General features: G+C 63.3%; 21 protein-coding genes. 13 read left to right on the top strand and 8 right to left on the bottom strand.

Features of this window, described 5'->3' with window-relative positions; all coding sequences use genetic code 11:
- Positions 1–91: 91 nt before the first annotated feature.
- Entirely contained in the window at positions 92–2,962 is a 2,871-nt protein-coding gene (gene uvrB, locus ASC80_RS13200; RefSeq protein ID WP_082512568.1) for an excinuclease ABC subunit UvrB, read from the bottom strand.
- A 183-nt stretch (positions 2,963–3,145) separates the two neighbouring features.
- Here uvrB and ASC80_RS24640 point away from each other — a divergent pair, with 183 nt between their 5' ends.
- The 5 genes from ASC80_RS24640 (at position 3,146) to ASC80_RS13180 (ending at position 5,873) form a co-directional block, all read left to right on the top strand.
- Positions 3,146–3,370: a hypothetical protein gene (locus tag ASC80_RS24640; RefSeq protein ID WP_349509661.1), complete on the top strand. Its 225-nt coding sequence runs from the start codon at positions 3,146–3,148 to the stop codon at positions 3,368–3,370.
- Positions 3,327–3,920 (top strand): DUF4394 domain-containing protein, encoded by a 594-nt coding sequence (locus ASC80_RS13195; protein ID WP_349509660.1) that lies wholly within the window; start codon positions 3,327–3,329, stop codon positions 3,918–3,920. The genes ASC80_RS24640 and ASC80_RS13195 overlap by 44 nt, the downstream gene beginning before the upstream one ends.
- A 228-nt stretch (positions 3,921–4,148) precedes the next feature.
- Positions 4,149–4,850 carry a glutathione binding-like protein gene (locus tag ASC80_RS13190; RefSeq protein ID WP_056297724.1) on the top strand — a complete coding sequence of 234 codons (702 nt, stop codon included), beginning with the start codon at positions 4,149–4,151 and terminating at the stop codon, positions 4,848–4,850.
- A gap of 2 nt (positions 4,851–4,852) precedes the next feature.
- Positions 4,853–5,548, top strand: a complete 696-nt coding sequence (locus ASC80_RS13185; RefSeq protein ID WP_056297721.1) for a glutathione S-transferase family protein — start codon at positions 4,853–4,855, stop codon at positions 5,546–5,548.
- A gap of 55 nt (positions 5,549–5,603) precedes the next feature.
- Positions 5,604–5,873, top strand: a complete 270-nt coding sequence (locus tag ASC80_RS13180) for a SemiSWEET family sugar transporter (protein ID WP_056297718.1) — start codon at positions 5,604–5,606, stop codon at positions 5,871–5,873.
- Here the strand turns inward: ASC80_RS13180 and ASC80_RS13175 are convergent.
- From ASC80_RS13175 to olsA, 3 genes are all read right to left on the bottom strand, one after another.
- Positions 5,864–6,070, bottom strand: a complete 207-nt coding sequence (locus ASC80_RS13175; protein ID WP_056297715.1) for a cysteine-rich CWC family protein — start codon at positions 6,068–6,070, stop codon at positions 5,864–5,866. The two genes, ASC80_RS13180 and ASC80_RS13175, sit on opposite strands and share 10 nt — an antisense overlap.
- Before the next feature lie 188 nt (positions 6,071–6,258).
- A complete protein-coding gene (locus ASC80_RS13170; protein WP_056297712.1) occupies positions 6,259–7,200 on the bottom strand; it encodes an aldo/keto reductase in 942 nt (313 codons plus the stop codon).
- A 12-nt stretch (positions 7,201–7,212) separates the two neighbouring features.
- The gene (olsA, locus tag ASC80_RS13165) at positions 7,213–8,055 is read right to left on the bottom strand and encodes a lyso-ornithine lipid O-acyltransferase (RefSeq protein WP_056297709.1); all 843 of its coding nucleotides are present in this window, start codon (positions 8,053–8,055) and stop codon (positions 7,213–7,215) included.
- A gap of 284 nt (positions 8,056–8,339) precedes the next feature.
- On the opposite strand from olsA, the gene ASC80_RS13160 reads away from it, so the two are divergent.
- A complete protein-coding gene (locus ASC80_RS13160) occupies positions 8,340–8,696 on the top strand; it encodes a DMT family protein (protein ID WP_056298905.1) in 357 nt (118 codons plus the stop codon).
- A gap of 4 nt (positions 8,697–8,700) precedes the next feature.
- Here ASC80_RS13160 and ASC80_RS23755 read toward each other — a convergent pair whose 3' ends face one another.
- The 4 genes from ASC80_RS23755 to ASC80_RS13145 all read right to left on the bottom strand — a co-directional run bounded on the left by ASC80_RS23755 (position 8,701) and on the right by ASC80_RS13145 (position 11,354).
- Positions 8,701–8,844 carry a hypothetical protein gene (locus ASC80_RS23755; RefSeq protein ID WP_156464388.1) on the bottom strand — a complete coding sequence of 48 codons (144 nt, stop codon included), beginning with the start codon at positions 8,842–8,844 and terminating at the stop codon, positions 8,701–8,703.
- A gap of 101 nt (positions 8,845–8,945) precedes the next feature.
- Positions 8,946–9,122: a hypothetical protein gene (locus tag ASC80_RS24180; RefSeq protein WP_200941192.1), complete on the bottom strand. Its 177-nt coding sequence runs from the start codon at positions 9,120–9,122 to the stop codon at positions 8,946–8,948.
- Positions 9,123–9,285: 163 nt separating this feature from the next.
- Positions 9,286–9,936, bottom strand: coding sequence for a glutathione S-transferase family protein (locus ASC80_RS13150; protein WP_056297703.1), 651 nt, complete (start codon positions 9,934–9,936; stop codon positions 9,286–9,288).
- 179 nt (positions 9,937–10,115) lie between these two features.
- The gene (locus tag ASC80_RS13145; RefSeq protein WP_056297700.1) at positions 10,116–11,354 is read right to left on the bottom strand and encodes a glycosyltransferase family 87 protein; all 1,239 of its coding nucleotides are present in this window, start codon (positions 11,352–11,354) and stop codon (positions 10,116–10,118) included.
- 265 nt (positions 11,355–11,619) lie between these two features.
- Between ASC80_RS13145 and ASC80_RS13140 the strand changes: the two genes are divergently transcribed.
- The 7 genes from ASC80_RS13140 to ASC80_RS13110 all read left to right on the top strand — a co-directional run bounded on the left by ASC80_RS13140 (position 11,620) and on the right by ASC80_RS13110 (position 19,422).
- Entirely contained in the window at positions 11,620–12,822 is a 1,203-nt protein-coding gene (locus ASC80_RS13140) for a pyridoxal phosphate-dependent aminotransferase (RefSeq protein ID WP_056298902.1), read from the top strand.
- Between the two features lie 130 nt (positions 12,823–12,952).
- Entirely contained in the window at positions 12,953–13,498 is a 546-nt protein-coding gene (locus ASC80_RS13135; RefSeq protein WP_056297697.1) for a DUF992 domain-containing protein, read from the top strand.
- A gap of 202 nt (positions 13,499–13,700) precedes the next feature.
- Positions 13,701–14,180 (top strand): DUF992 domain-containing protein, encoded by a 480-nt coding sequence (locus ASC80_RS13130; protein WP_056297694.1) that lies wholly within the window; start codon positions 13,701–13,703, stop codon positions 14,178–14,180.
- Between the two features lie 9 nt (positions 14,181–14,189).
- Positions 14,190–15,041, top strand: a complete 852-nt coding sequence (locus ASC80_RS13125; protein WP_056297691.1) for an NmrA family NAD(P)-binding protein — start codon at positions 14,190–14,192, stop codon at positions 15,039–15,041.
- Positions 15,042–15,239: 198 nt separating this feature from the next.
- Positions 15,240–17,288, top strand: coding sequence for an elongation factor G (locus tag ASC80_RS13120; protein WP_056297688.1), 2,049 nt, complete (start codon positions 15,240–15,242; stop codon positions 17,286–17,288).
- 117 nt (positions 17,289–17,405) lie between these two features.
- A complete protein-coding gene (locus ASC80_RS13115) occupies positions 17,406–17,660 on the top strand; it encodes a helix-turn-helix domain-containing protein (protein WP_056297684.1) in 255 nt (84 codons plus the stop codon).
- A 25-nt stretch (positions 17,661–17,685) separates the two neighbouring features.
- On the top strand, positions 17,686–19,422 hold the full coding sequence (locus tag ASC80_RS13110) for a SulP family inorganic anion transporter (protein ID WP_056297682.1): 1,737 nt from the start codon (positions 17,686–17,688) through the stop codon (positions 19,420–19,422).
- Positions 19,423–19,442: the final 20 nt, after the last annotated feature.

The raw sequence follows: 19,442 nt of genomic DNA, 5'->3' as shown, positions 1-19,442 counted from the left end.
CAAGCGAGATCAACTGCGCCGTGGCCATGTCACGGCGGCTGACCTCATGCGGGGCGTCATCGGGGCAAATTGCCGAGGTCGAGCGGCGAACCTACCTCTTCTTCCACCCGCCGCGCTTGCCCGGTGCTCCGCCGCTGGAGCGTGGTGAAGGCCCGGTGGAGCGGCCCGAGTGCTCCTGTCCGCTTTCACGCATCGACTTCGGCTGGAAAATTCTGCTTTCCATGCCCGGTCCCATTTCATCGAGGGTCGGCTTGCGCGCGCGGGATTTGGTCGCGGCCGCGGCCCGGTCCAGTTGCGCCGGCAGGTTCGCCGCGTCGCCATACTTCTTCTTGCCGGCGTAGGCGCCGGCTTTTGCCGCCACGCCGCGCTGCTTGATGGTCGGATCATCGACGACGGCCAGCTCGGTTGCGCGAAGGCGCTTGACCTCGTCGCGCAGCCGCGCGGCTTCCTCGAAGTTGAGATCGGCGGCAGCTTCCCGCATCCTTGTTTCGAGATCGGCCAGCACCGCCTCGAAATTGTGGCCGATCGCCACCGCATCGTCGGCCATGCCGCCGTCGCCGATTTCCACCAGCACATGGTCGCGCTCGTAAACGCTGCCGAGAATGTCGCCGATCGAGCGCTTGATGCTCTCCGGAGTGATGCCGTGCGCGGTGTTGTATTCGACCTGCTTCTCACGGCGGCGGTCGGTTTCGGCGATGGCGCGCTCCATTGAGCCGGTGACCTGATCGGCATAGAGAATGACCTTGCCGTCGACGTTACGTGCTGCGCGGCCGATGGTCTGGATCAGCGAGGTTTCCGAACGCAGGAAGCCTTCCTTGTCGGCGTCGAGAATGGCGACCAGCGCGCATTCCGGAATGTCGAGGCCTTCGCGCAGCAGGTTGATGCCGACCAGCGCGTCAAATGCACCGAGACGAAGATCCCGAATGATCTCGATGCGCTCGATGGTGTCGATGTCGCTGTGCATGTAACGGACGCGGATGCCCTGCTCGTGCAGATACTCGGTGAGGTCTTCCGCCATCCGCTTGGTCAGCACGGTGATCAGCGAGCGATAACCCGCTGCCGCGGTGGCGCGGACCTCGCCGACGAGGTCGTCGACCTGGGTGCGGGCAGGGCGGATATTGACCGGCGGATCGATCAGGCCGGTGGGGCGGATCACCTGCTCGACGAACACGCCGCCGCTTTCGTTCAGCTCCCAGCCGCCTGGTGTCGCTGAGACCGCGACCGATTGCGGGCGCATCATGTCCCATTCTTCAAAGCGCAGCGGGCGATTGTCCATACAGGACGGAAGGCGGAAGCCGTATTCGGCCAGCGTCGCCTTGCGGCGGAAGTCGCCTTTGAACATGCCGCCGATCTGCGGCACGGTGACGTGGCTCTCATCTGCGAACACCAGCGCGTTGTCAGGCACGTATTCGAACAATGTCGGCGGTGGTTCACCCGGCTTGCGGCCGGTGAGGTAGCGCGAATAGTTTTCGATGCCGGCGCAGCTGCCGGTCGCTTCCATCATTTCAAGGTCGAACGTGGTGCGCTGCTCGAGGCGCTGCGCTTCGAGCAGGCGGCCCTGCGCGTTCAGTTCGTCGAGCCGCCATTTCAGTTCACTCTTGATGCCCTTGATCGCCTGAATCAGCGTCGGGCGCGGCGTAACGTAGTGCGAGTTGGCGTAGACCTTGATGAACTCGAGTTCGTCCTGCTTGTGGCCGGTGAGCGGATCGAACTCCTCGATAGTGTCGATGGTGTCGCCGAACAGATTCATGCGCCAGGCACGGTCTTCATAGTGCGCCGGGAAAATGTCGATCACGTCGCCGCGCACCCGGAAGGTGCCGCGGGTGAAATCCGCCGAAGTGCGCTTGTACTGCAGGGCGACCAGATCGGCGATGATCTGGCGCTGGTCGATGCGCTCGCCCTTTTTCATCGCGAAGGTCATCGCGGTGTAGGTTTCGACCGAGCCGATACCGTAGATGCACGACACCGAGGCGACGATGATGACGTCGTCGCGCTCCAGCAGCGCGCGCGTCGCGGAGTGGCGCATCCGGTCGATCTGTTCGTTGATCGACGAATCCTTCTCGATATAGGTGTCGGTGCGCGGAACGTAGGCTTCCGGCTGGTAGTAGTCATAATACGAGACGAAGTACTCGACGGCATTGTCGGGGAAGAAATTCTTGAACTCGCCGTAGAGCTGCGCCGCCAGCGTTTTGTTCGGCGCGAGGATCAGCGCCGGGCGCTGCGTCGCCTCGATCACCTGCGCCATGGTGTAGGTCTTGCCCGAACCGGTGACGCCGAGCAGCACCTGGGTACGGTCGTTGCGTTTGACGCCTTCGACCAGTTCCTTGATTGCGGTGGGCTGGTCGCCCTTTGGTTCGTACTCGGACTTGATCTGGAAACGGACGCCACCTTCGGATTTTTCCGGGCGCGGCGGGCGATGCGGCGTCCACACTTTCAGGCTGCCGTCGTCCTTGCGGAATTCGGGACGGCCCTCGCGCATCAGCGCTTCGAGCGCGTCCGCCGTGGCCTGCACGCCCAGCGCTTCCATCTTGTTGCGCGGCGGCCGGGCCATCGCGGCTGCGTCTTCTTCCTCGGTGGTGTAGCCGAGCTGTTTCGCCAGTTCGGGATCGAGCGTCGGGATTGGCGCGCTGGTGCCGTAATTGGGCGTCTTGAAATCAGATTGGGGCGCTTCGTCGAAGCCGGCGCCATGTGTCTGCGAACGGTGCTGCTCGTCGTCGTTGAATGTCTTCGGCGTCGAGGCGCGGGCGCGATGAATCGCGGCCTCGCCGCCGGAGCGGCGGTCGCGGGAATTGTCGGGTGGCGGCTGCAACCCGGTCGAGGAGCCGATGCCACTTTCGCCGCGATTGATCGCGGGGTTGAGCAGTTCCGCCAGCGCAGGCGCAATCGGCTGCACGTCGGGACGGTGCACTTTCGATTTCGGGGTTTTGACGGTGGTCTTCGGAGAGCCGGGTTTCTTCGCCATGGACGCAATATGGGAAGAATTTTCGGCGGTTGGAAGGCCGATTGTTCCCTCGCAAAAAATATCCTCAGGACCTGTCGATGTGGCACCGGGACGCGGGGCAAAGCGCCGCAAAACGGAAACCGGCGGTTGTTCGCTGCCGTAGCTCGCGCGGCATCGTCGCCGATTTCACAAGGGAGTGTGTCCATGATTGTTCGTTCGCTCGTCGCTGCATCAGCGGCACTGTTGATGACCTCAGTTGCGGCAAACGCCGCGCAAGTTGCGACCCTGATCGGTGGCGACACTATCGCCATGGTCGATACCGCGCAGAAGAAGGTGACTGGAACCGTCAAGGTCAGCGGCATTTCCGGCGCTCTGGTCGGGATCGATGTGCGCCCCGCCGACGGCATGCTCTACGGGGGTCGTCGATGACGGCACGGTCGTCACCGTTGCCAAGGACGGCAAGGCAACGATGAAATCGAAACTCGAAACCATGGCGCAAGGCGGCGCTATTACCGTCGATTTCAATCCTGCCGCGGACCGCATCCGCATCATGAGTTCGGATGGCACCAGCCTGCGCGGCAACGTCGATGACGGCAAGGTGACGAAAGACGGCAGCCACAAATACGCCGACGGCGACATGCACAAGGGCGAAAAGCCGAACATCGTCGCCGGCGCCTATACCAACTCGGTGAAGGGAACCAAGGAAACCACGCTGCTCAACATCGACGGCACCATCAGCGGCCTCATCAAGCAGGCTCCGCCGAATGACGGCACTCTCAGCGCCATCGGCAAGCTCGGCATCAAGGCCGATAATGCTGCGTTCGATATCTCCACCGATTCGTCTGGGAAGAACGAAGGCTGGCTGATGGCGGGCGACACGCTCTACAGCGTCGATCTCGCGACCGGCAAGGCCACCGAAGCCGTCAGGATTTCCGGCGTCAGCGGCACAGTGAAGGATATCGCCATTCTCGGCATGTAAGGCAGCGCTTCGTGGTCGAGACTGCTCAGGCCCCTGAGTGACGGCGTTGCGGTGCTCCGCAGCGCCGTCATGGGGATGGATCAACGCGTGTCCTCGGCGGATCACGATTCTGCGCGGGCGTTGTGATGCGTATTGACTTGGCGGACAGACGGCGCGAAATTCATGCAATCGCATTCAATTTCGCGCGCCGCGCGCGCCGGATTAGCTCACCTCAGCAGGACTGCAAAGATGATCGATCTCTATTATTGGCCGACGCCAAACGGCCACAAGATCACGATGTTTCTCGAAGAAACCGGCACGCCGTACAAAATTCATCCCGTGAATATCGGCAAGGGCGATCAGTTCAAGCCGGAATTCCTCTCTTTCTCGCCGAACAACCGCATGCCCGCGATCATCGATCAGGCGCCGACGGACGGCGGCGAGCCGGTGAAGATCTTCGAATCCGGCGCGATTCTGATGTATCTCGCGGAAAAGACCGGCCAGTTCATGCCGCAGGATCTGCGCAAGCGCTTCGACGTGATCCAGTGGCTGATGTGGCAGATGGGCGGCCTCGGCCCGATGGCCGGCCAGAACCATCATTTCTCGGTTTATGCTCCGGAAAAGCTTCCATATGCGATCATCCGTTACGTCAACGAAACCAACCGCCTCTATGGCGTGTTGAACAAGCGTCTCGCCGACCGGGAGTTCGTTGCAGGCGACTATTCGATCGCCGACATGGCGGCGTATCCGTGGATCGTGCCTTACGAGCGTCAGGGCCAGAAGCTGGAAGACTTCCCGCATCTGAAGCGCTGGTTCGAGGCCATTCGCGCGCGGCCCGCGACCGTGCGGGCTTATGAACAGGGTCCGAAGATCAATCCGAACCCCACCATCAGTACCGACGAACAGAAAAAGGTGCTGTTCGGCCAGACCGCTGCTGTGGTGAAGGCTTAATCATGGCGCGCAAGCTGTTCGAACTGTGCGGCACGGATTCGGAGCGTGTGTTCAGCCCCTATTGCTGGCGCACGCGCATGGCGCTGGCCCACAAGGGGCTGGATCATGAAACGATTCCGTGGCGCTTCACCGAGAAGGACGCGATCCGCCCGCACAAATCGGAGAAGGTCCCGGTGCTGCTCGACGGCGACAAGGCGGTGGTCGATTCGTGGGTCATCGCCAACTATCTCGATGACGCTTATCCGGATCGTCCGTCGCTGTTCGGCGGCGAAGGCGGCCGCGCCATGGGCCGAATGCTGAACTGGTGGGGCGATACTGTGGTGCTCGGCGGTATCTTTCCGCTGATCGTCGCAGACATTCCGCAGCACCTGCCCGAGAAGGATGAGATCTATTTCCGCGAAAGCCGCGAGGCACGTCTTGGCCGCCCGCTGGAAGATGTCTCGGCCGAGCGCGACCACAAGATCGATGCGTTCCGCAAAAGTCTCGACCCGCTGCGGCTGACACTGAAGACACAGCCGTTCCTCGGCGGCGACAAGCCGAACTACGCCGACTACATCGTGTTCGGCCCGTTCCAGTGGGCGCGTATCGTCAGCCCGTTCAAGCTGCTGAAAGAGGACGACCCCGTCCACGCATGGCGCGAGAAGCTGTTTGATGCCTTTGGCGGCCTCGCGCGCAATGTGCCCGGTTACGCGGCCTAGGCTGTCAACGAGATCCGTCATGCAGCGGTAACACATCGCCGCTAGCTCCTGAGCGATGACCGAGTCTGTTCCTGCCGTCGTTCACTGGGTCGGTGCGCTGGCCGCCGTGCTGACCACGTTGTGCTGGTTGCCGCAGGTGGTGCGCGTCATCCGTCTCAAGGATACCCATGCGATTTCGCTGGCGACCAATCTGGTGTTCGCCGGCGGCATCCTGCTGTGGCTGATCTACGGCATTGCGATCGGCAACTGGCCGCTGATTGCCGCCAACGCCGTCTCGATGGTCCTGACATTGATCATTATCGCGATGAAGCTGCGTTACGGCTGATCGGCTTCGCGTCGTGCGGCCTCAGCGCGCAGGCATGACGGACACAGGCAGTCTTCGCCCTCGACCGGCATCGGCAGCCGTGCGGCTTCATCCATGCACCAGCAACGCCCCGCCAGATCACAAGTGAACGCCGCGCCGCAGCGCGGGCAGGTTATAGCGCGGGGTTGCGCGGGACGATCGGGTGACGGATGTGTCATCGTTCGGTCTGTCGTCGAGGTCATCCTGAGAGTCTGGTTGGAAGCAAGTGACGGCTCCAGTCGAGGTTGTCATGGCCGGACTTGGTCCGGCCATCTCGCTTAGGTGAGCACCGTGCCCGCCTCATCGGGATCGCCGGGACAAGCCCGGCGATGACAATAAATCAGTACTCGGGATGTTTATGCACCCACTATCGCTTCGTAATCTCGTCGATCGCCGCCATGTCCTCGGCCGTCAGCTTCCACGCGATCGCCTTGACGTTCTGCTCGATCTGTTCGGGGCTGGACGCGCCGGCGATGACGCTCGACACCTGCGGCCGGGCCGCGAGCCATGAGAACGCCAGTTCGAGCAGCGTCTTGCCGTGCTGTTGGGCGAATTCGCCGAGCTTCTGCACGATGTCCAGGTTTCTATCGTTCATGTAGCGCTCGCGCAGGTAATCGACCTTGCCGAGGCGCGAATCCGCAGGCGGCTTTTCCCCGCGCTTGTATTTGCCGACGAGAAGGCCGTTCGCCAGCGGGAAGAAGGGCAGCAGGCCGAGATTGTAGGCCTTCGCCGCCGGCAGCAGATCCTTCTCGATGCCGCGCACCAGAAGGCTGTATTCGTCCTGGCACGATACGAAAGCGGAGGAGTTAATGCTGCGCGCGATGAGCTGGGCCTCGGCGACGCGCCATGCCGGAAAATTCGAGCAGCCGATGTAACGCACCTTGCCCTGACGGATCAGGTCGTCCAGCGCGCGCAGGGTTTCGTCGATCGGCGTCAGGTCATCGTAGTCGTGCTGCTGATAGAGGTCGATGTAGTCGGTTTTCAACCGGCGCAGGCTGTCTTCGACCGCCTGCATGATGTAGCGCCGCGATGCGCCCTGCTTGGTGCCGTCGTCGGCCATCGATTTCGAGAATTTCGTCGCGAGCACGATGTCCTTGCGGCGGTCGCCGAGCACCTGCCCGAGCACGTTCTCCGAGCCGCCCCGCCCGGCATAGATATCGGCGGTGTCGAACAGCGTGATGCCGAGATCGATCGCCTTGTGGATGATCTTGCGCGAGGTCTCCAGATCGCTTCGCTGGCCGAAATTGTTGCAGCCGAGGCCGACAGCGGAGACGCGTAGGCCGGAGCCGCCGAGGTTTCTTGTTTCCATTTTTAATTCCTGTCAGGGGCGGGCGGGAAGGGAGAGCGGGTTTGTTTCCTCGGGCGTCATGTTGCCGGAGATCGGCGCGCCACGCAAAGCCCTCGCCGTCATCCGCCGCACCGCGGCTTCGGCATCGCGTGCGATCTGTTTGCGATCGGCATTGATGTCGTAGGCAACCGGCTCGCCCCAGCTCACGGTGACGTCGATAGCGCCGACGGCGATAACCCCGAAGAAATGCGGCAGCAGATCAGCGTCGCCGTACCACGCCACCTTGTCGCGCAGCGCGCGGCCGACCGGCACGCCGCCGATCCCGACATAGGCCAGCGACACCGGCTGCACGGTAACGCGCTCATGATGCGAAGAATCGCCGATGGCGTGATGGACCGCCCCGATCAGCGCGGAGCGAAACGGCAGGATACGGATGCCGTCGCTTGATGTGCCTTCGGGAAACAGGAGCACGGCATCGCCGCCGCTGAGCCGCTCGGCCATTTCGCGCGCCGCCGCGCCGGTCTTGTGGCGGCGTTCGCGCTCGATGAAGATCGTGCGCTGCAGTTTCGCCAGCAGCCCGAACACCGGCCATGCCGCCACTTCGGATTTCGCCACGAACACCACCGGCGCGATCGCGCCGATCACCACGATGTCCAGCCATGAGGCGTGGTTGGACAGGATCAGCGCCGGGGTCTCACGGGTGCGCTCGCCGACCTCGCGGATGCGGACGCCGACCACCTTGCACAGCACGCGATGGAATAGCCGCGGCACCGTGCGTTGCAGGCTAGTGTTGAAGACGATGCCTGCGATCTGGAACGGCAGCAGCACCAGAAACAGCAGCACGAGACATGTCAGGACGAAGGCAACGCGGATCATGAAGCGGTCCGGGCGAGGAGACGGGCGTTTATAGCGTCTGGAGACATCCGGCGGACAAAAAAATGCGGCCCCGGTCTGACGCTGCGCATGAGGGGAGTGCGCGACCGGGGACCGCTTTGGCGTGTGATCTGCGACGGGGGGCCGGATCAGACGCTCGCAAAAACTAGGCATGCTCTGTTACAGGATGGTGACGCTCGGATTTATCCACAGGGAACCAATACCGCCGCCGGGCACTTTTGGAATGCCCCGCGCGGCGAGAGCCGCCAAAGACCGGAAGGATGTTCATGCCCACGTTCATTTCGCCGTATGTGCTGCCGATCCTGATGCTGTTCGCATCCAACGTCTTCATGACCTTCGCCTGGTACGGCCATCTGAAGTTCAAGAGCAGCGCGCTGCCGTTGGTCATCATGGTGAGCTGGGGCATTGCGTTTTTCGAGTACTGGCTGGCGGTTCCGGCCAACCGCTGGGGCAGCGCGATCTATAGCGCCGCGCAACTGAAAACGATCCAGGAGGTCATCACCCTGATCGTGTTCGCCGGATTCTCGATTTTGTATCTGAAGGAGCCGCTGGGCTGGAATCACGCGCTCGGCTTTGCCTTCATTGCACTCGGCGCGTTCTTCATCTTCCACAAATGGTCGTGAACGCTCACCTCGCCGGAGAAGCGTGCGGAATGTGTGCCGGTTCGTAGGTCGCGCTGGCGCCGCGCGTTCCGGTCGCGATCAGCAACGATGCGGTCAGGATGATCGCAACTGTCAGCGACGCGGCGACAATGACCAAAGGTGCTTTCATAATACGTCTCCGTCGGGCACACGCCCGCCAATCAACCCGTGCCCCCGGACGCCCTGAAATGAGTGTGATGCTGCTGCCGGCCAAACGCCGGCCCGGCTCGTTCAGCCGATCGGCATGGCCGACGCGACCCTGATCGACATGGCCGCGATGACGACGACCAGGCAAAGCGACAGCGAGCCGAGCGCAAGTGATGCCGCGACGGCGCCGGTCAAACGTGAAGAAGCAGTGCGTGCGGTCCGGCTTCCAAAGCCGTGTGCCGCAGCGAGCGACCGTATCATGGCCGTAAATCCTTCATGGCGCGGGCGAATCACCCGCGTCCGGTAGATTTGGCAGGAATCGCTGTCAGGATTGCGGCGCAACATGCATAGAAAATGGCCAAACCATGGCCGCGGGGCGGGGTCAATGCAGGTTATGCCCGCTGTTTGCGGGTTATCCGCAGGATCACGCTTCTGCGACCAGATCCTCGTCATTGGCCGGGGCGTCGGGCGTCCAGGCCATCGAGACGAAACGCGGCTGCCGTTCGACCCGCTTGAGCCACGCCCGCACCGAGGGATAGCCGGACAAGTCGAAGTCGCACTGGTTGGCGACATGGGTGTAGCCGTAGAGCGCGATGTCGGCGACGGTGAGATGACCGGCCGCGAAGTAGTCGTGGGTCTTGAGGTGATTTTCCATCACCCGCAGCGCTGCGTAGCCGCGCTCCATCCAGTCTTCCAGCGCGTGGGTCTGCAGGTCGCGGCCGCCGCGCACCAGCGCCAGCCAGAAATACGCGGCTCCGACGCTGGGCTCCAGCGCGTGCTGCTCGAAGAACATCCATTGCAGCGCTTCTGCGCGATCAATGCGATCTTCCGGCGCCAGCGATGTGCCGATCGCGACGTACCACAAGATCGCGTTCGATTCGGCGAGGTAGCGGCCGTCAGCGACTTCGAGCAACGGCACCTGGCCGCTCGGATTCTTGGCAAGGAAGTCCGGCGTGCGGCTTTCGCCGCGCAGAATGTCGACCTCGATGGCCTGATAGGGCGCGCTCAACAGCGCCAGCGCAAGGCGGACCTTGTAGCTGTTGCCGGAGCGCTGCATCGAATAGAGCTTGTACATTCTGTCCTTCGGATTCGGGCGTCGTCATTGTCAGGACAATGATGGCGCGAGGCGCATGCCGCAAGAGCCCGAGGCTGGAAATAGTCGAAACCTGCGCTGCAGTGCGGTTGTAGAGAACAAATTTAACGATCCGACACGATCCGCAGATCACACCTGCGCGAACGTGCCGCAGCTTTCGCTCAAGTTGCAGTGAGTGAATTCGCGAGCGGCGCCCGCTTTTGCTGCGTGTCCTGCAGATCGCGAACCGCGCGGCGGATCGTGATCGCGTACAGCGCCAGCATGGCGATCAGGCCGAGCGGTAAGGTGGTCGCGCCGGCGACGCCGCGTGAGATCAGCGGCACGATCCATGCGGCCGCAAGCAGGGTGATTTCCCAATCGCGAAAACCATGGGCCAGTCCGTATCGGACGAAGAAGGCGATCGCGACCGCCAGCACCACGAGGTCGTAGTCGAGGACGTAAGGCGTCGCCAGCAGACTCGCCGTTGCCAGCGCCGACGCCTTTAATTCAAACGCCGCGCTGCTGCGCCACAGCCACACGATGCTTGCGGCGAGGACGAGCGCCAGAGCGACCTGGATCGTATAGGCGATCGGGACATTCGCGCCCCACGCACTCACGGCGGAGAAGATCGACTGGATTTTCTCCCAACCGGTGCCGCCCTGTTCGAGCACGACGTTCTGCGTGAATGCCGTGGATGCGAGAAACGCCTGCCAGATGCCGGTGCCGAGAACCGCGGTGGTCGCGGCAGCCAGCGCCACCACCGTCGCTGCCGCCGATGCGATGGTGGTCCAGCGCGCCGAGGCCAGCAGCGCCAGCGGAATCAGCACGCCGAATTGCGGCTTGTAGGCGAGCAGCCCGATCAGCACGCCGGCGAGCCACGGCCGGCGATCCATGATCTGCAGCGCGCCGCCGAGCAGCGCGGTAGTGAGGAAGCCGTTCTGGCCGTGGCCGATGTTGACGAATACGGCGGGGAAGGCGAGTGCGGCGAGCCAGGTTTCCCGGCGCGGCAGAATGGCGTGGATGGCCGCCAGGTAGGCGGCGAGTCCGGCCACCATCCACATCAACAGGCCCCACACATAGGGCAAAGCCGCGACCGCGAACGCCACGACGAAGAAGAACGGCGGATAATGCCAGCCGAAAAACGGCGTGTTGTTGCCGAACACTGCCTTTTCGGCGGCGTGCTGGAGTGCGGGCACATACGCATCGGCGGCCTTCCCGACCCAGCCGAGCGTTCCGGCCGCGTAAACGTTGGAGAAGTCGGTGCCGAGCGGCTTGCCGTTGCGGTCGATCAGGCCGTCCGCCAGAGCGATCCAGCCGACGATGGCGACGACGGTGATGCCGAGCATGATCAGGCTGTAGCCGCGGATGCGCGCGGGCGTCAGCCATTCACCGGTCCTGAGGCGCTGCAGAAGGAGGGACATTGCCGCGCAAACTTTATGAATGTTGCGCCGAACCTAGCCGTCCGTTTTTAATGTTTCCTGAAGCACTGCGGCTTTTCGCGTTTGAGGCTGTTTATCATTCGCGACCATCTCTTTTCCCCTCTCCCACGAGGGGAGAGGGAAGAAAGCCATTTCACATGACAGTTTCGCCCATCCGACGGTTGCGATGCAGCGTTGGGCGCTTTAGGGTGCGTACGCCCGCGCAACACTGCGATTCCGGGCTTTTACACACCTCAAGGAGATCATGATGTCGTTCCTGTCCGCCGCGCTCGACCGTGTGAAGCCGTCCGCGACAATTGCGGTCACGGATAAAGCACGTCAGCTCAAAGCGGCCGGCCGTAACGTCATCGGGCTGGGCGCAGGCGAACCCGATTTCGACACCCCGGCCAACATCAAGCTGGCGGCGATCCACGCCATCGAGGCCGGCAAGACCAAGTACACCGCGGTCGACGGCATCCCCGAACTCAAGGACGCGATCATCGCCAAGTTCAAGCGCGAGAACGGCCTGACCTACAAGCCGAGCCAGATCACCGTCGGCACCGGCGGCAAGCAAGTGCTCTACAATGCGCTGATGGCGACCATCAATCCGGGCGACGAGGTCATCATCCCGGCGCCATACTGGGTTAGCTATCCGGAAATGGTGGCGCTGGCCGGTGGTGAATCCGTGCCTGTGATCTGCACCGCGGCGCATGGTTTCAAGCTGCAGGCCGCCGATCTGGAAAAGGCGATCACGCCGAAGACCAAGTGGATCATCCTGAACTCGCCGTCGAACCCCACCGGCGCGGCTTACAGCCAGGCCGAGATGAAGGCGCTGACCGACGTGCTGGTGAAGCATCCGCACGTCTGGGTGATGACCGACGACATGTACGAACATCTTGTCTACGATGACTTCACTTTTGTGACGCCGGCGCAGGTCGAGCCGAAACTGTTCGACCGCACCCTCACCGTGAACGGCGTGTCGAAAGCCTATTGCATGACCGGCTGGCGCATCGGTTACGCCGGGGGCCCCGAGAAGCTCATCAAGGCGATGGCGACGATCCAGTCGCAATCGACCTCGAACCCGTCGTCGATCGCGCAATGGGCCGCGGTCGAGGCGCTGAACGGTCCGCAGGAGTTCATTCCCGCGAACAACAAGGTGTTCAAGGAGCGCCGCGATCTGGTGGTGTCGATGCTCAATCAGGCCAAGGGCATCGACTGTCCGCGGCCGGAGGGAGCGTTCTACGTCTATCCGTCCTGCGCGGGCACCATCGGCAAGACCGCGCCGTCGGGCAAGAAACTGGAAACCGACGAGGATTTCGTCACCGAGTTGCTCGAGACCGAGGGCGTCGCGGTGGTGCAGGGATCGGCGTTCGGCCTCGGCCCCGCCTTCCGCATCTCCTATGCGACGAAGACCAGCGATCTTGAGGACGCGTGCAAGCGAATCCAGCGATTTTGCGGCAACCTGCGATAATTCCACAGAGTGCTTCGCATGGAACTAATCTCGATTTCGTGACTTACAATTGATCGGCGACGTGCTACCTGCACGTCGCTTCCTTCATTTGCCCTACCTTCTGTAAAAAACCCAAGCTGGAGATCGCCTCATGCGACTGTCACACCTGTTCGGCGCAACTGCCGCCATTATCATTGCATCGTTCGCGACCGCGAATGCGCAAGAAGGTCGGACGCAGGTCGGCCTTCTCGAGTGTCATGGCGGCCAGAACGTCGGCATGGTTGTAGCGTCGACGACCCAGCTTGAGTGCGTGTTCACCAGCCAGGGCCGCCGTCCGGAGCCTTACGTGGCGACCGTCACCCGCTTCGGCCTCGATATCGGTGTCACCGAGCGCATGGATCTCGCATGGGCGGTGAACGCGCCGACCCGGCGTCTCGGCCGTGGTGATCTGTCCGGCAACTATGGCGGTGTTGGCGGCAACGCCTCGATCGGCATCGGCGGCGGCGGCAACCTGCTGGTCGGCGGTTCGGACAACTCGATTGCGCTGCAGCCGCTGAGCCTGCAGGGCCAGACCGGCCTCAACGCAGCTGGCGGCCTCGTCGGCCTTGAACTCCGTCCGGCCGGCATCGTGCATCACGGCAAGGCCCGCCATCATCGCCACCACAAGAAGCATCATCGTCATCATCATCACCGCTAAGCGGCTGGCGATCGGTTATCGGGAGGCCCGCGCAAGCGGGCCTCTTTTGTTTTGAGCCCGTTTTTCCGCGCCGCCTTTATTTTTGGGAAAGGCTGACGAGCACCGGTCGTTGAACAATCGCCGGTGCTGTGAATAAATGACGGACTGTATTTTTGGGCGCAGGATCGCGCCGTGTCCGTATGTTCATCACCTGGAGATTTCCATGCGTCGCTTTTCCGCCGTCCTGTGTGTCGCCGCCGCCGCGTTTGCCTCTTCTCTCGTGACCGCCAGTGCGCAGCAAGGGCGCGTGCAGGCCGGCACGCTCGAATGCCGTGGTGGTCCGAATGTCGGCATGATCGTCGGCTCGGTCACCAATCTGGGTTGCGTCTTCCGGGCCCAGGGGCGGCCGGACGATCTGTACGTCGCGACCATCACCAAGCTCGGGCTGGATATCGGCATCACCAATGAGACGGTGCTGTCGTGGGCGGTGTTGGCGCCGACCAACGAGATCGGCCGTGGCGATCTCTCCGGCAACTATGCCGGCGTCAATGCCAGCGCGTCGATCGGCGTCGGCCTCGGCGCCAATGCGATGGTTGGCGGTTCGGCCAATTCGTTCGCACTGCAGCCGCTCAGCGTGCAGGGCCAGACCGGCCTCAGCGCCGCCGGCGGAGTGCAGAGCCTTGAATTGCGTCCCGGCCGCTAAGCGACTGCGATGATCCTGATCACGGCCGCAACGGGACAAGTCGGCCGTGAGGCGATCAACGGGCTGATCGCTGCCGGTGCGCCGGTGCGCGCGCTGGTGCGCGATCCGGTACGCGCCGATATGCCTGTGGGTGTCGAGGTGGCGCAGGGCAGTTTCGAGGATGACGCCTCGCTTGCGCGTGCGTTCGATGGCGTGGAGACGATGCTGCTGGCAGGCCGGGATAGTCCGAACGCCGTGGAGCAGCACCGGCGCGTTCTCGCTCATGCGCGCCGCGTGGGTGTGCGCCACATCGTCAAGCTGTCGGCGATCGGCGCGTCCGCGACATCCCAGGTGGCGCTGATGCGCGAGCATCACGAGGTCGATGAAGACGTTCTTCAAGGACCGGCGGAATGGACGCTGCTCAAACCGCATCTCTATCTGCAAAATTTGCTGCGCGCGGCCGATGCCGTCCGGCACAACGGATTGCTGTCGGCGCCGATGGGACACGGCGGATTTCCTCTCGTCGACACCCGTGATGTCGGTGCGGCGGCCGCGTCAGTCCTGCGCGATCCGGCGGTGCACGCCGGCAAGAGCTACAGGCTCACCGGACCCGCTGCCTATGGCTACGATGATGTCGCGGCTGCGATGGCATCCGTCGCCGGCCGCGACGTGACCTACGAGGCGGTCGTGCCGCGCGACTATGAAGCCCGGCTGCTTGCTGCGGGCGCTCCGGCCTGGCGCGCGTTTGACCTCGCTCACATCGCGTCCGCCTATGCGGCGTCCGACAATACGGTTTCGCCCGATCTTCCGATGCTGCTCGGCCGCAAGGCCAGATCGCTGCCGGAATTTATGGAAGATCACCGCGCGCTTTTCGGACGTTGAGGCGCTGCGAAAAAAAACGCGAGTGCCTCTCGCATTTTAATGCGTCGTCCGCGCAAATATTCTTGATCGGCACTAGGGTGGAACTCGCGGCGCTCTGTTGCACAGCCGCAAGTTTCCCGCTTGCCAATCTCGGCATCCCCTGAGACGATCAGGGCTGCCGACCCGATCACGGGCCGAGCTCCAGACAAGGAGACGGCAATGGGACAGAGCGTCAGAAGTCCCCGCGGTCCCCGGTGCATTGCACTGGTGGGCCCTTTCCAAAGTGGCAAAACCACACTCCTCGAAGCCATCCTGTCCCGCACCGGGGCAATTCCAAAACCAGGTACAGTCGAAGCAGGCACAACCGTGGGCGATACGTCCGCAGAAGCGCGCAGCCATCGCATGAGCGTGGCGCTGACTGCGGCCTCGACGACTTTCATGGGCGACACCTACACGTTTATCGACTGTCCAGGCTCGGTCGAGTTCGTGCATGACATGCGCGCGGTGCTGCCCGCGGTCGATGCCGCGGTCGTCGTGTGTGAGGCGGACGAGCGCAAGCTGCCGCTGTTGCAACTCATCATGCGCGAACTGGAAGACCTGAAAATTCCCCGCTTCCTGTTTCTCAACAAGATCGACAAGGCGAGCCAGCGTGTGCGCGAGACGCTGCAGGTGCTGCAGCAGGCGTCGCGCACGCCGCTGGTGCTGCGCCAGATTCCGATCTGGAAGGACGGCATCGTCGCCGGCTTCGTCGATCTCGCGCTGGAGCGTGCCTTTGTCTATCGCGAGCACATGCCGTCCGAGGTGATCGACCTCAATGGCGGTGATCTCGACCGCGAAAAAGAAGCGCGGTTCTCAATGCTGGAAAAACTCGCTGATCACGACGACCGGCTGATGGAGCAATTGCTTGAGGACATTCCACCGCCGCGCGATGCGGTGTTCGACGATCTCTCTGCCGAATTGCGCGATGGCCAGATTTGTCCCGTGCTGATGGGATCGGCGGCGCGCGAGAACGGCGTGCTGCGGCTGATGAAGGCGCTGCGGCACGAAGCGCCGGATGTCGTGGCGACGGCGGCGCGGCTCGGTGTGCCGGGCGACAACGCGCCGCTCGCTTACGTGATGAAGTCGACTCATCTCCAGCACGGCGGCAAGCTGTCGCTGGCGCGGGTTCTGTCCGGCCAGTTTAACGATGGCGACACAGTGCAGGCGTCGGGCGGCGATAGCGGCCGCATTTCCGGCATCCTGTCGGTCAACGGCGGTCACGACACCAAGCGCCCGTCGGCCGAGGCCGGCGACACTGTGAGTTTCGGCAAGCTCGATGCGGTGAAGACCGGCGAGACGCTGGGCGGCGGCAAGACCGCGCCGGCCGCGCTTGTCAGCGTCGCGGCTGCGCGGCCGGTGCTGGCCACCGCGCTGTCCGCCCCTGATCGCAAGGACGATGTGAAACTCGGTCAGGCGCTGGCGCGGCTGAGCGAGGAAGATCCGTCCTATGTCATCGTCCACAATCCGCGCACCCACGACATCGTGTTGTGGGGGCAGGGCGAGATGCATCTGCGCGTCGCGCTGGAGCGGTTGAAAGATCGCTTCGGCGTTACGGTGAAACAGCATCCGCCGGCGATCGGCTATCAGGAGACGATCCGCAAATCCGCCACCGAACGCGGCCGCCACAAGAAGCAATCCGGCGGTCACGGCCAGTTCGGCGATGTGGTGCTGGAAGTGAAGCCGTTGCCGCGCGGCAGCGGCATCGTGTTCCGCGAAAAGATCGTCGGTGGCGCGGTGCCCAAGAATTACATCGGCGCAGTGGAGGAAGGCGTTCGCGACGGGCTGACGCGCGGGCCGCTCGGCTTCCCCACGATCGACGTCGAAGTAACGATGACCGACGGCTCCTATCACAGTGTCGATTCCTCCGATCAGGCGTTCCGCACCGCGGCGCGGATCGGCGTCAGCGAGGCGCTGCCGAAATGCCAGCCGGTGCTGCTCGAGCCGATCAATCTGGTCGAGATTGTCTGTCCGTCGGAGGCGACGGCGAAGATCAACGCCATCCTGTCGGGACGCCGCGCGCAGATTCTCGGGTTCGACAGCCGCGAGGATTGGTCCGGCTGGGACAGGGTGCGCGCGATGATGCCCGAGGCGGAGATCGGCGACCTGATAGTCGAACTGCGCTCGGCGACCGCGGGCGCCGGCGGCTTCACCCGGCAGTTCGACCGCATGGCCGAGGTGACCGGCCGCGCCGCCGACCAGATCGTCGCCGCGCATCGCGTCGCGGCCTGATCGTACCTGCGACCGGACCCGCCCCGAAGGCGGGTTCGGGTGCATAAATTGATGTTTTATACATCATTGAAGATATGCTACACTTGAGATATAACGTCTCATAGTGGATAGCAGCCATTGATCACCTCAGTACAAATGCGCGCTGCGCGCGCACTTCTCGGAATCGATCAGAAGGCGCTCGCCGAACTCGCCGGTGTTTCGCTGCCGACCATCCAGCGGATGGAAGCTAGCGGCGGCGTGGTGCGTGGCGTCGTCGAATCCCTCACGCGTGTCGTCGAGGCGCTGGACCGGGCCGGCGTCGAATTGATCGGCGACAATGCACGCAGCGAAACAGGCGGTCGCGGCGTACGTCTGAAGAATCCGCCAGCCTAGCTTCACGGTCTATCGGACATCGGCGATGGATATGACGAACCACTCAGCACCTTCTTCCACTGCGCCGACATTCGCCGAACTGTTCACGCCCAAACTTCTCACCGTCCTTCGCGAGGGATACGGCCTCGACGATTTCCGCGCCGATGTTGTGGCGGGGCTCACGGTTGCAATCGTCGCGTTGCCCCTGTCGATGGCGATCGCCATCGCCTCGGGCGTCACGCCCGATCGAGGGCTCTACACCGCCATTGTCGGCGGTTTTTTTGTGTCGCTGCTCGGCGGCAGCCGCTTTCAGGTCGGCGGCCCGGCCGGCGCGTTCATCGTGCTGGTCGCGCAGACCGTGCAAAATCACGGCGTCGACGGCGTCGTTCTCGCCACGCTGATGGCCGGCGTGTTTCTGATCGTGGCCGGCTTCCTGCGGCTCGGCACCTACGTCAAGTTCATTCCTTATCCGGTGACGGTGGGATTCACCGCCGGCATCGCCGTCATCATCTTTGCCAGCCAGCTCAAGGATCTGTTCGGCCTGACACTGCCGGGTCACGAGCCGGCGGCGTTCTTGCCGAAGCTCGCAGCACTTGGCACTGCGATCGGCACCGTCAACGTGTGGGCGATAGTGCTGGCGGTGGGGACCATCGCGATTATCGCGGTGCTGCGTCGCCTGCGGCCGGGCTGGCCGGGCATTTTGATCGGCGTCCTCATCGCGACTGTACTCGCATCGATGCTGAATCTGCCGGTTGAAACAATCGGCTCGCGTTTCGGCGGAATTCCTGAATCGATTCCGCTGCCGACGCTGCCGACGCTGTCATGGCAGAAGGCGCAGGCGGTGTTGCCCGACGCCATTGCCTTCGCGTTGCTGGGCTCGATCGAGTCGCTTTTGTCGGCCGTCGTTGCCGACGGCATGACCGGACGCCGCCATCGCTCGAACTGCGAACTGGTGGCGCAGGGGGTCGGCAACATGGCGTCGGCGCTGTTCGGCGGCATCAGTGTGACCGGTCTGATCGCGCGTACCGCGACCAACATTCGGGCCGGTGCGCGCAGCCCGGTTTCAGGGATCATGCATTCGGTATTCGTGCTGCTGTTCATCCTGATCGCCGCGCCGCTGGCGAGTTACGTTCCGTTGTGCGCGCTGGCATCGGTGCTGGTGGTGGTCGCGTGGACCATGGCGGAAAAGCATGAGTTCGCAACCCTGATCCGCTCATCGTGGGGCGACGCCGCGGTGCTGCTGGCGACATTCCTGCTCACCGTGTTTCGCGATCTCACCGAAGGCATCGTCGTCGGCTTCGCGCTGGGCGCGATGCTGTTCATTCACCGCATGGCGGAAGCGACCGCGATTGAAAGCCGCGTGCCGCTGGCGGAGGACGACAAGGCCGATACCTCCAACGGCGAACGCGTTCCTTACGATGCGGCGCTGTCCACCGATCCCGATGTCATCGTCTATCGCATCTCGGGCGCGTTCTTCTTCGGCGCGGCTTCCACGATCGGCGCGGTGCTCGACCGGATTCCGAGCGGCCACAAGGGACTGGTGATCGACTTCACGGCGGTGCCGCTGCTCGATTCCTCCGCCGCCAACGTCATCGCGCGTGTCGCCGAAAAAGCGCGGCGTCAGGGCGTTCGCGTTTTTCTTACCGGCGCCTCGCCGCAGGTGCGGCGCGAACTGCTGGTTCACGGTGCGCGGCCGCCGCGTGTGCGCTATCGCAGCGATATTTCGAGCGCCGTTGCCGAGATCAAGCGCAAGGCCGCATTGACAGCCTCCGCCGCCGCGTGATTTGACCGCTTGTCCGGTGC

The organism is Afipia sp. Root123D2 (assembly GCF_001425835.1).
Lineage (GTDB): Bacteria > Pseudomonadota > Alphaproteobacteria > Rhizobiales > Xanthobacteraceae > Afipia.
The sequence above is the reverse complement of the archived record's forward strand: the minus strand, read 5'-3'. Positions and strand labels throughout refer to the sequence as shown.

Excerpts from the sequence above, each read along its gene's own strand:
- uvrB (WP_082512568.1), bottom strand. The coding sequence starts at position 2,962 with ATGGCGAAGAAACCCGGCTCTCCGAAGACCACCGTCAAAACCCCGAAA.
- ASC80_RS24640 (WP_349509661.1), top strand. The coding sequence starts at position 3,146 with ATGATTGTTCGTTCGCTCGTCGCTGCATCAGCGGCACTGTTGATGACC.
- ASC80_RS13195 (WP_349509660.1), top strand. The coding sequence starts at position 3,327 with ATGTGCGCCCCGCCGACGGCATGCTCTACGGGGGTCGTCGATGACGGC.
- ASC80_RS13190 (WP_056297724.1), top strand. The coding sequence starts at position 4,149 with ATGATCGATCTCTATTATTGGCCGACGCCAAACGGCCACAAGATCACG.
- ASC80_RS13185 (WP_056297721.1), top strand. The coding sequence starts at position 4,853 with ATGGCGCGCAAGCTGTTCGAACTGTGCGGCACGGATTCGGAGCGTGTG.
- ASC80_RS13180 (WP_056297718.1), top strand. The coding sequence starts at position 5,604 with ATGACCGAGTCTGTTCCTGCCGTCGTTCACTGGGTCGGTGCGCTGGCC.
- ASC80_RS13175 (WP_056297715.1), bottom strand. The coding sequence starts at position 6,070 with ATGACACATCCGTCACCCGATCGTCCCGCGCAACCCCGCGCTATAACC.
- ASC80_RS13170 (WP_056297712.1), bottom strand. The coding sequence starts at position 7,200 with ATGGAAACAAGAAACCTCGGCGGCTCCGGCCTACGCGTCTCCGCTGTC.
- olsA (WP_056297709.1), bottom strand. The coding sequence starts at position 8,055 with ATGATCCGCGTTGCCTTCGTCCTGACATGTCTCGTGCTGCTGTTTCTG.
- ASC80_RS13160 (WP_056298905.1), top strand. The coding sequence starts at position 8,340 with ATGCCCACGTTCATTTCGCCGTATGTGCTGCCGATCCTGATGCTGTTC.
- ASC80_RS23755 (WP_156464388.1), bottom strand. The coding sequence starts at position 8,844 with ATGAAAGCACCTTTGGTCATTGTCGCCGCGTCGCTGACAGTTGCGATC.
- ASC80_RS24180 (WP_200941192.1), bottom strand. The coding sequence starts at position 9,122 with ATGATACGGTCGCTCGCTGCGGCACACGGCTTTGGAAGCCGGACCGCA.
- ASC80_RS13150 (WP_056297703.1), bottom strand. The coding sequence starts at position 9,936 with ATGTACAAGCTCTATTCGATGCAGCGCTCCGGCAACAGCTACAAGGTC.
- ASC80_RS13145 (WP_056297700.1), bottom strand. The coding sequence starts at position 11,354 with ATGTCCCTCCTTCTGCAGCGCCTCAGGACCGGTGAATGGCTGACGCCC.
- ASC80_RS13140 (WP_056298902.1), top strand. The coding sequence starts at position 11,620 with ATGTCGTTCCTGTCCGCCGCGCTCGACCGTGTGAAGCCGTCCGCGACA.
- ASC80_RS13135 (WP_056297697.1), top strand. The coding sequence starts at position 12,953 with ATGCGACTGTCACACCTGTTCGGCGCAACTGCCGCCATTATCATTGCA.
- ASC80_RS13130 (WP_056297694.1), top strand. The coding sequence starts at position 13,701 with ATGCGTCGCTTTTCCGCCGTCCTGTGTGTCGCCGCCGCCGCGTTTGCC.
- ASC80_RS13125 (WP_056297691.1), top strand. The coding sequence starts at position 14,190 with ATGATCCTGATCACGGCCGCAACGGGACAAGTCGGCCGTGAGGCGATC.
- ASC80_RS13120 (WP_056297688.1), top strand. The coding sequence starts at position 15,240 with ATGGGACAGAGCGTCAGAAGTCCCCGCGGTCCCCGGTGCATTGCACTG.
- ASC80_RS13110 (WP_056297682.1), top strand. The coding sequence starts at position 17,686 with ATGGATATGACGAACCACTCAGCACCTTCTTCCACTGCGCCGACATTC.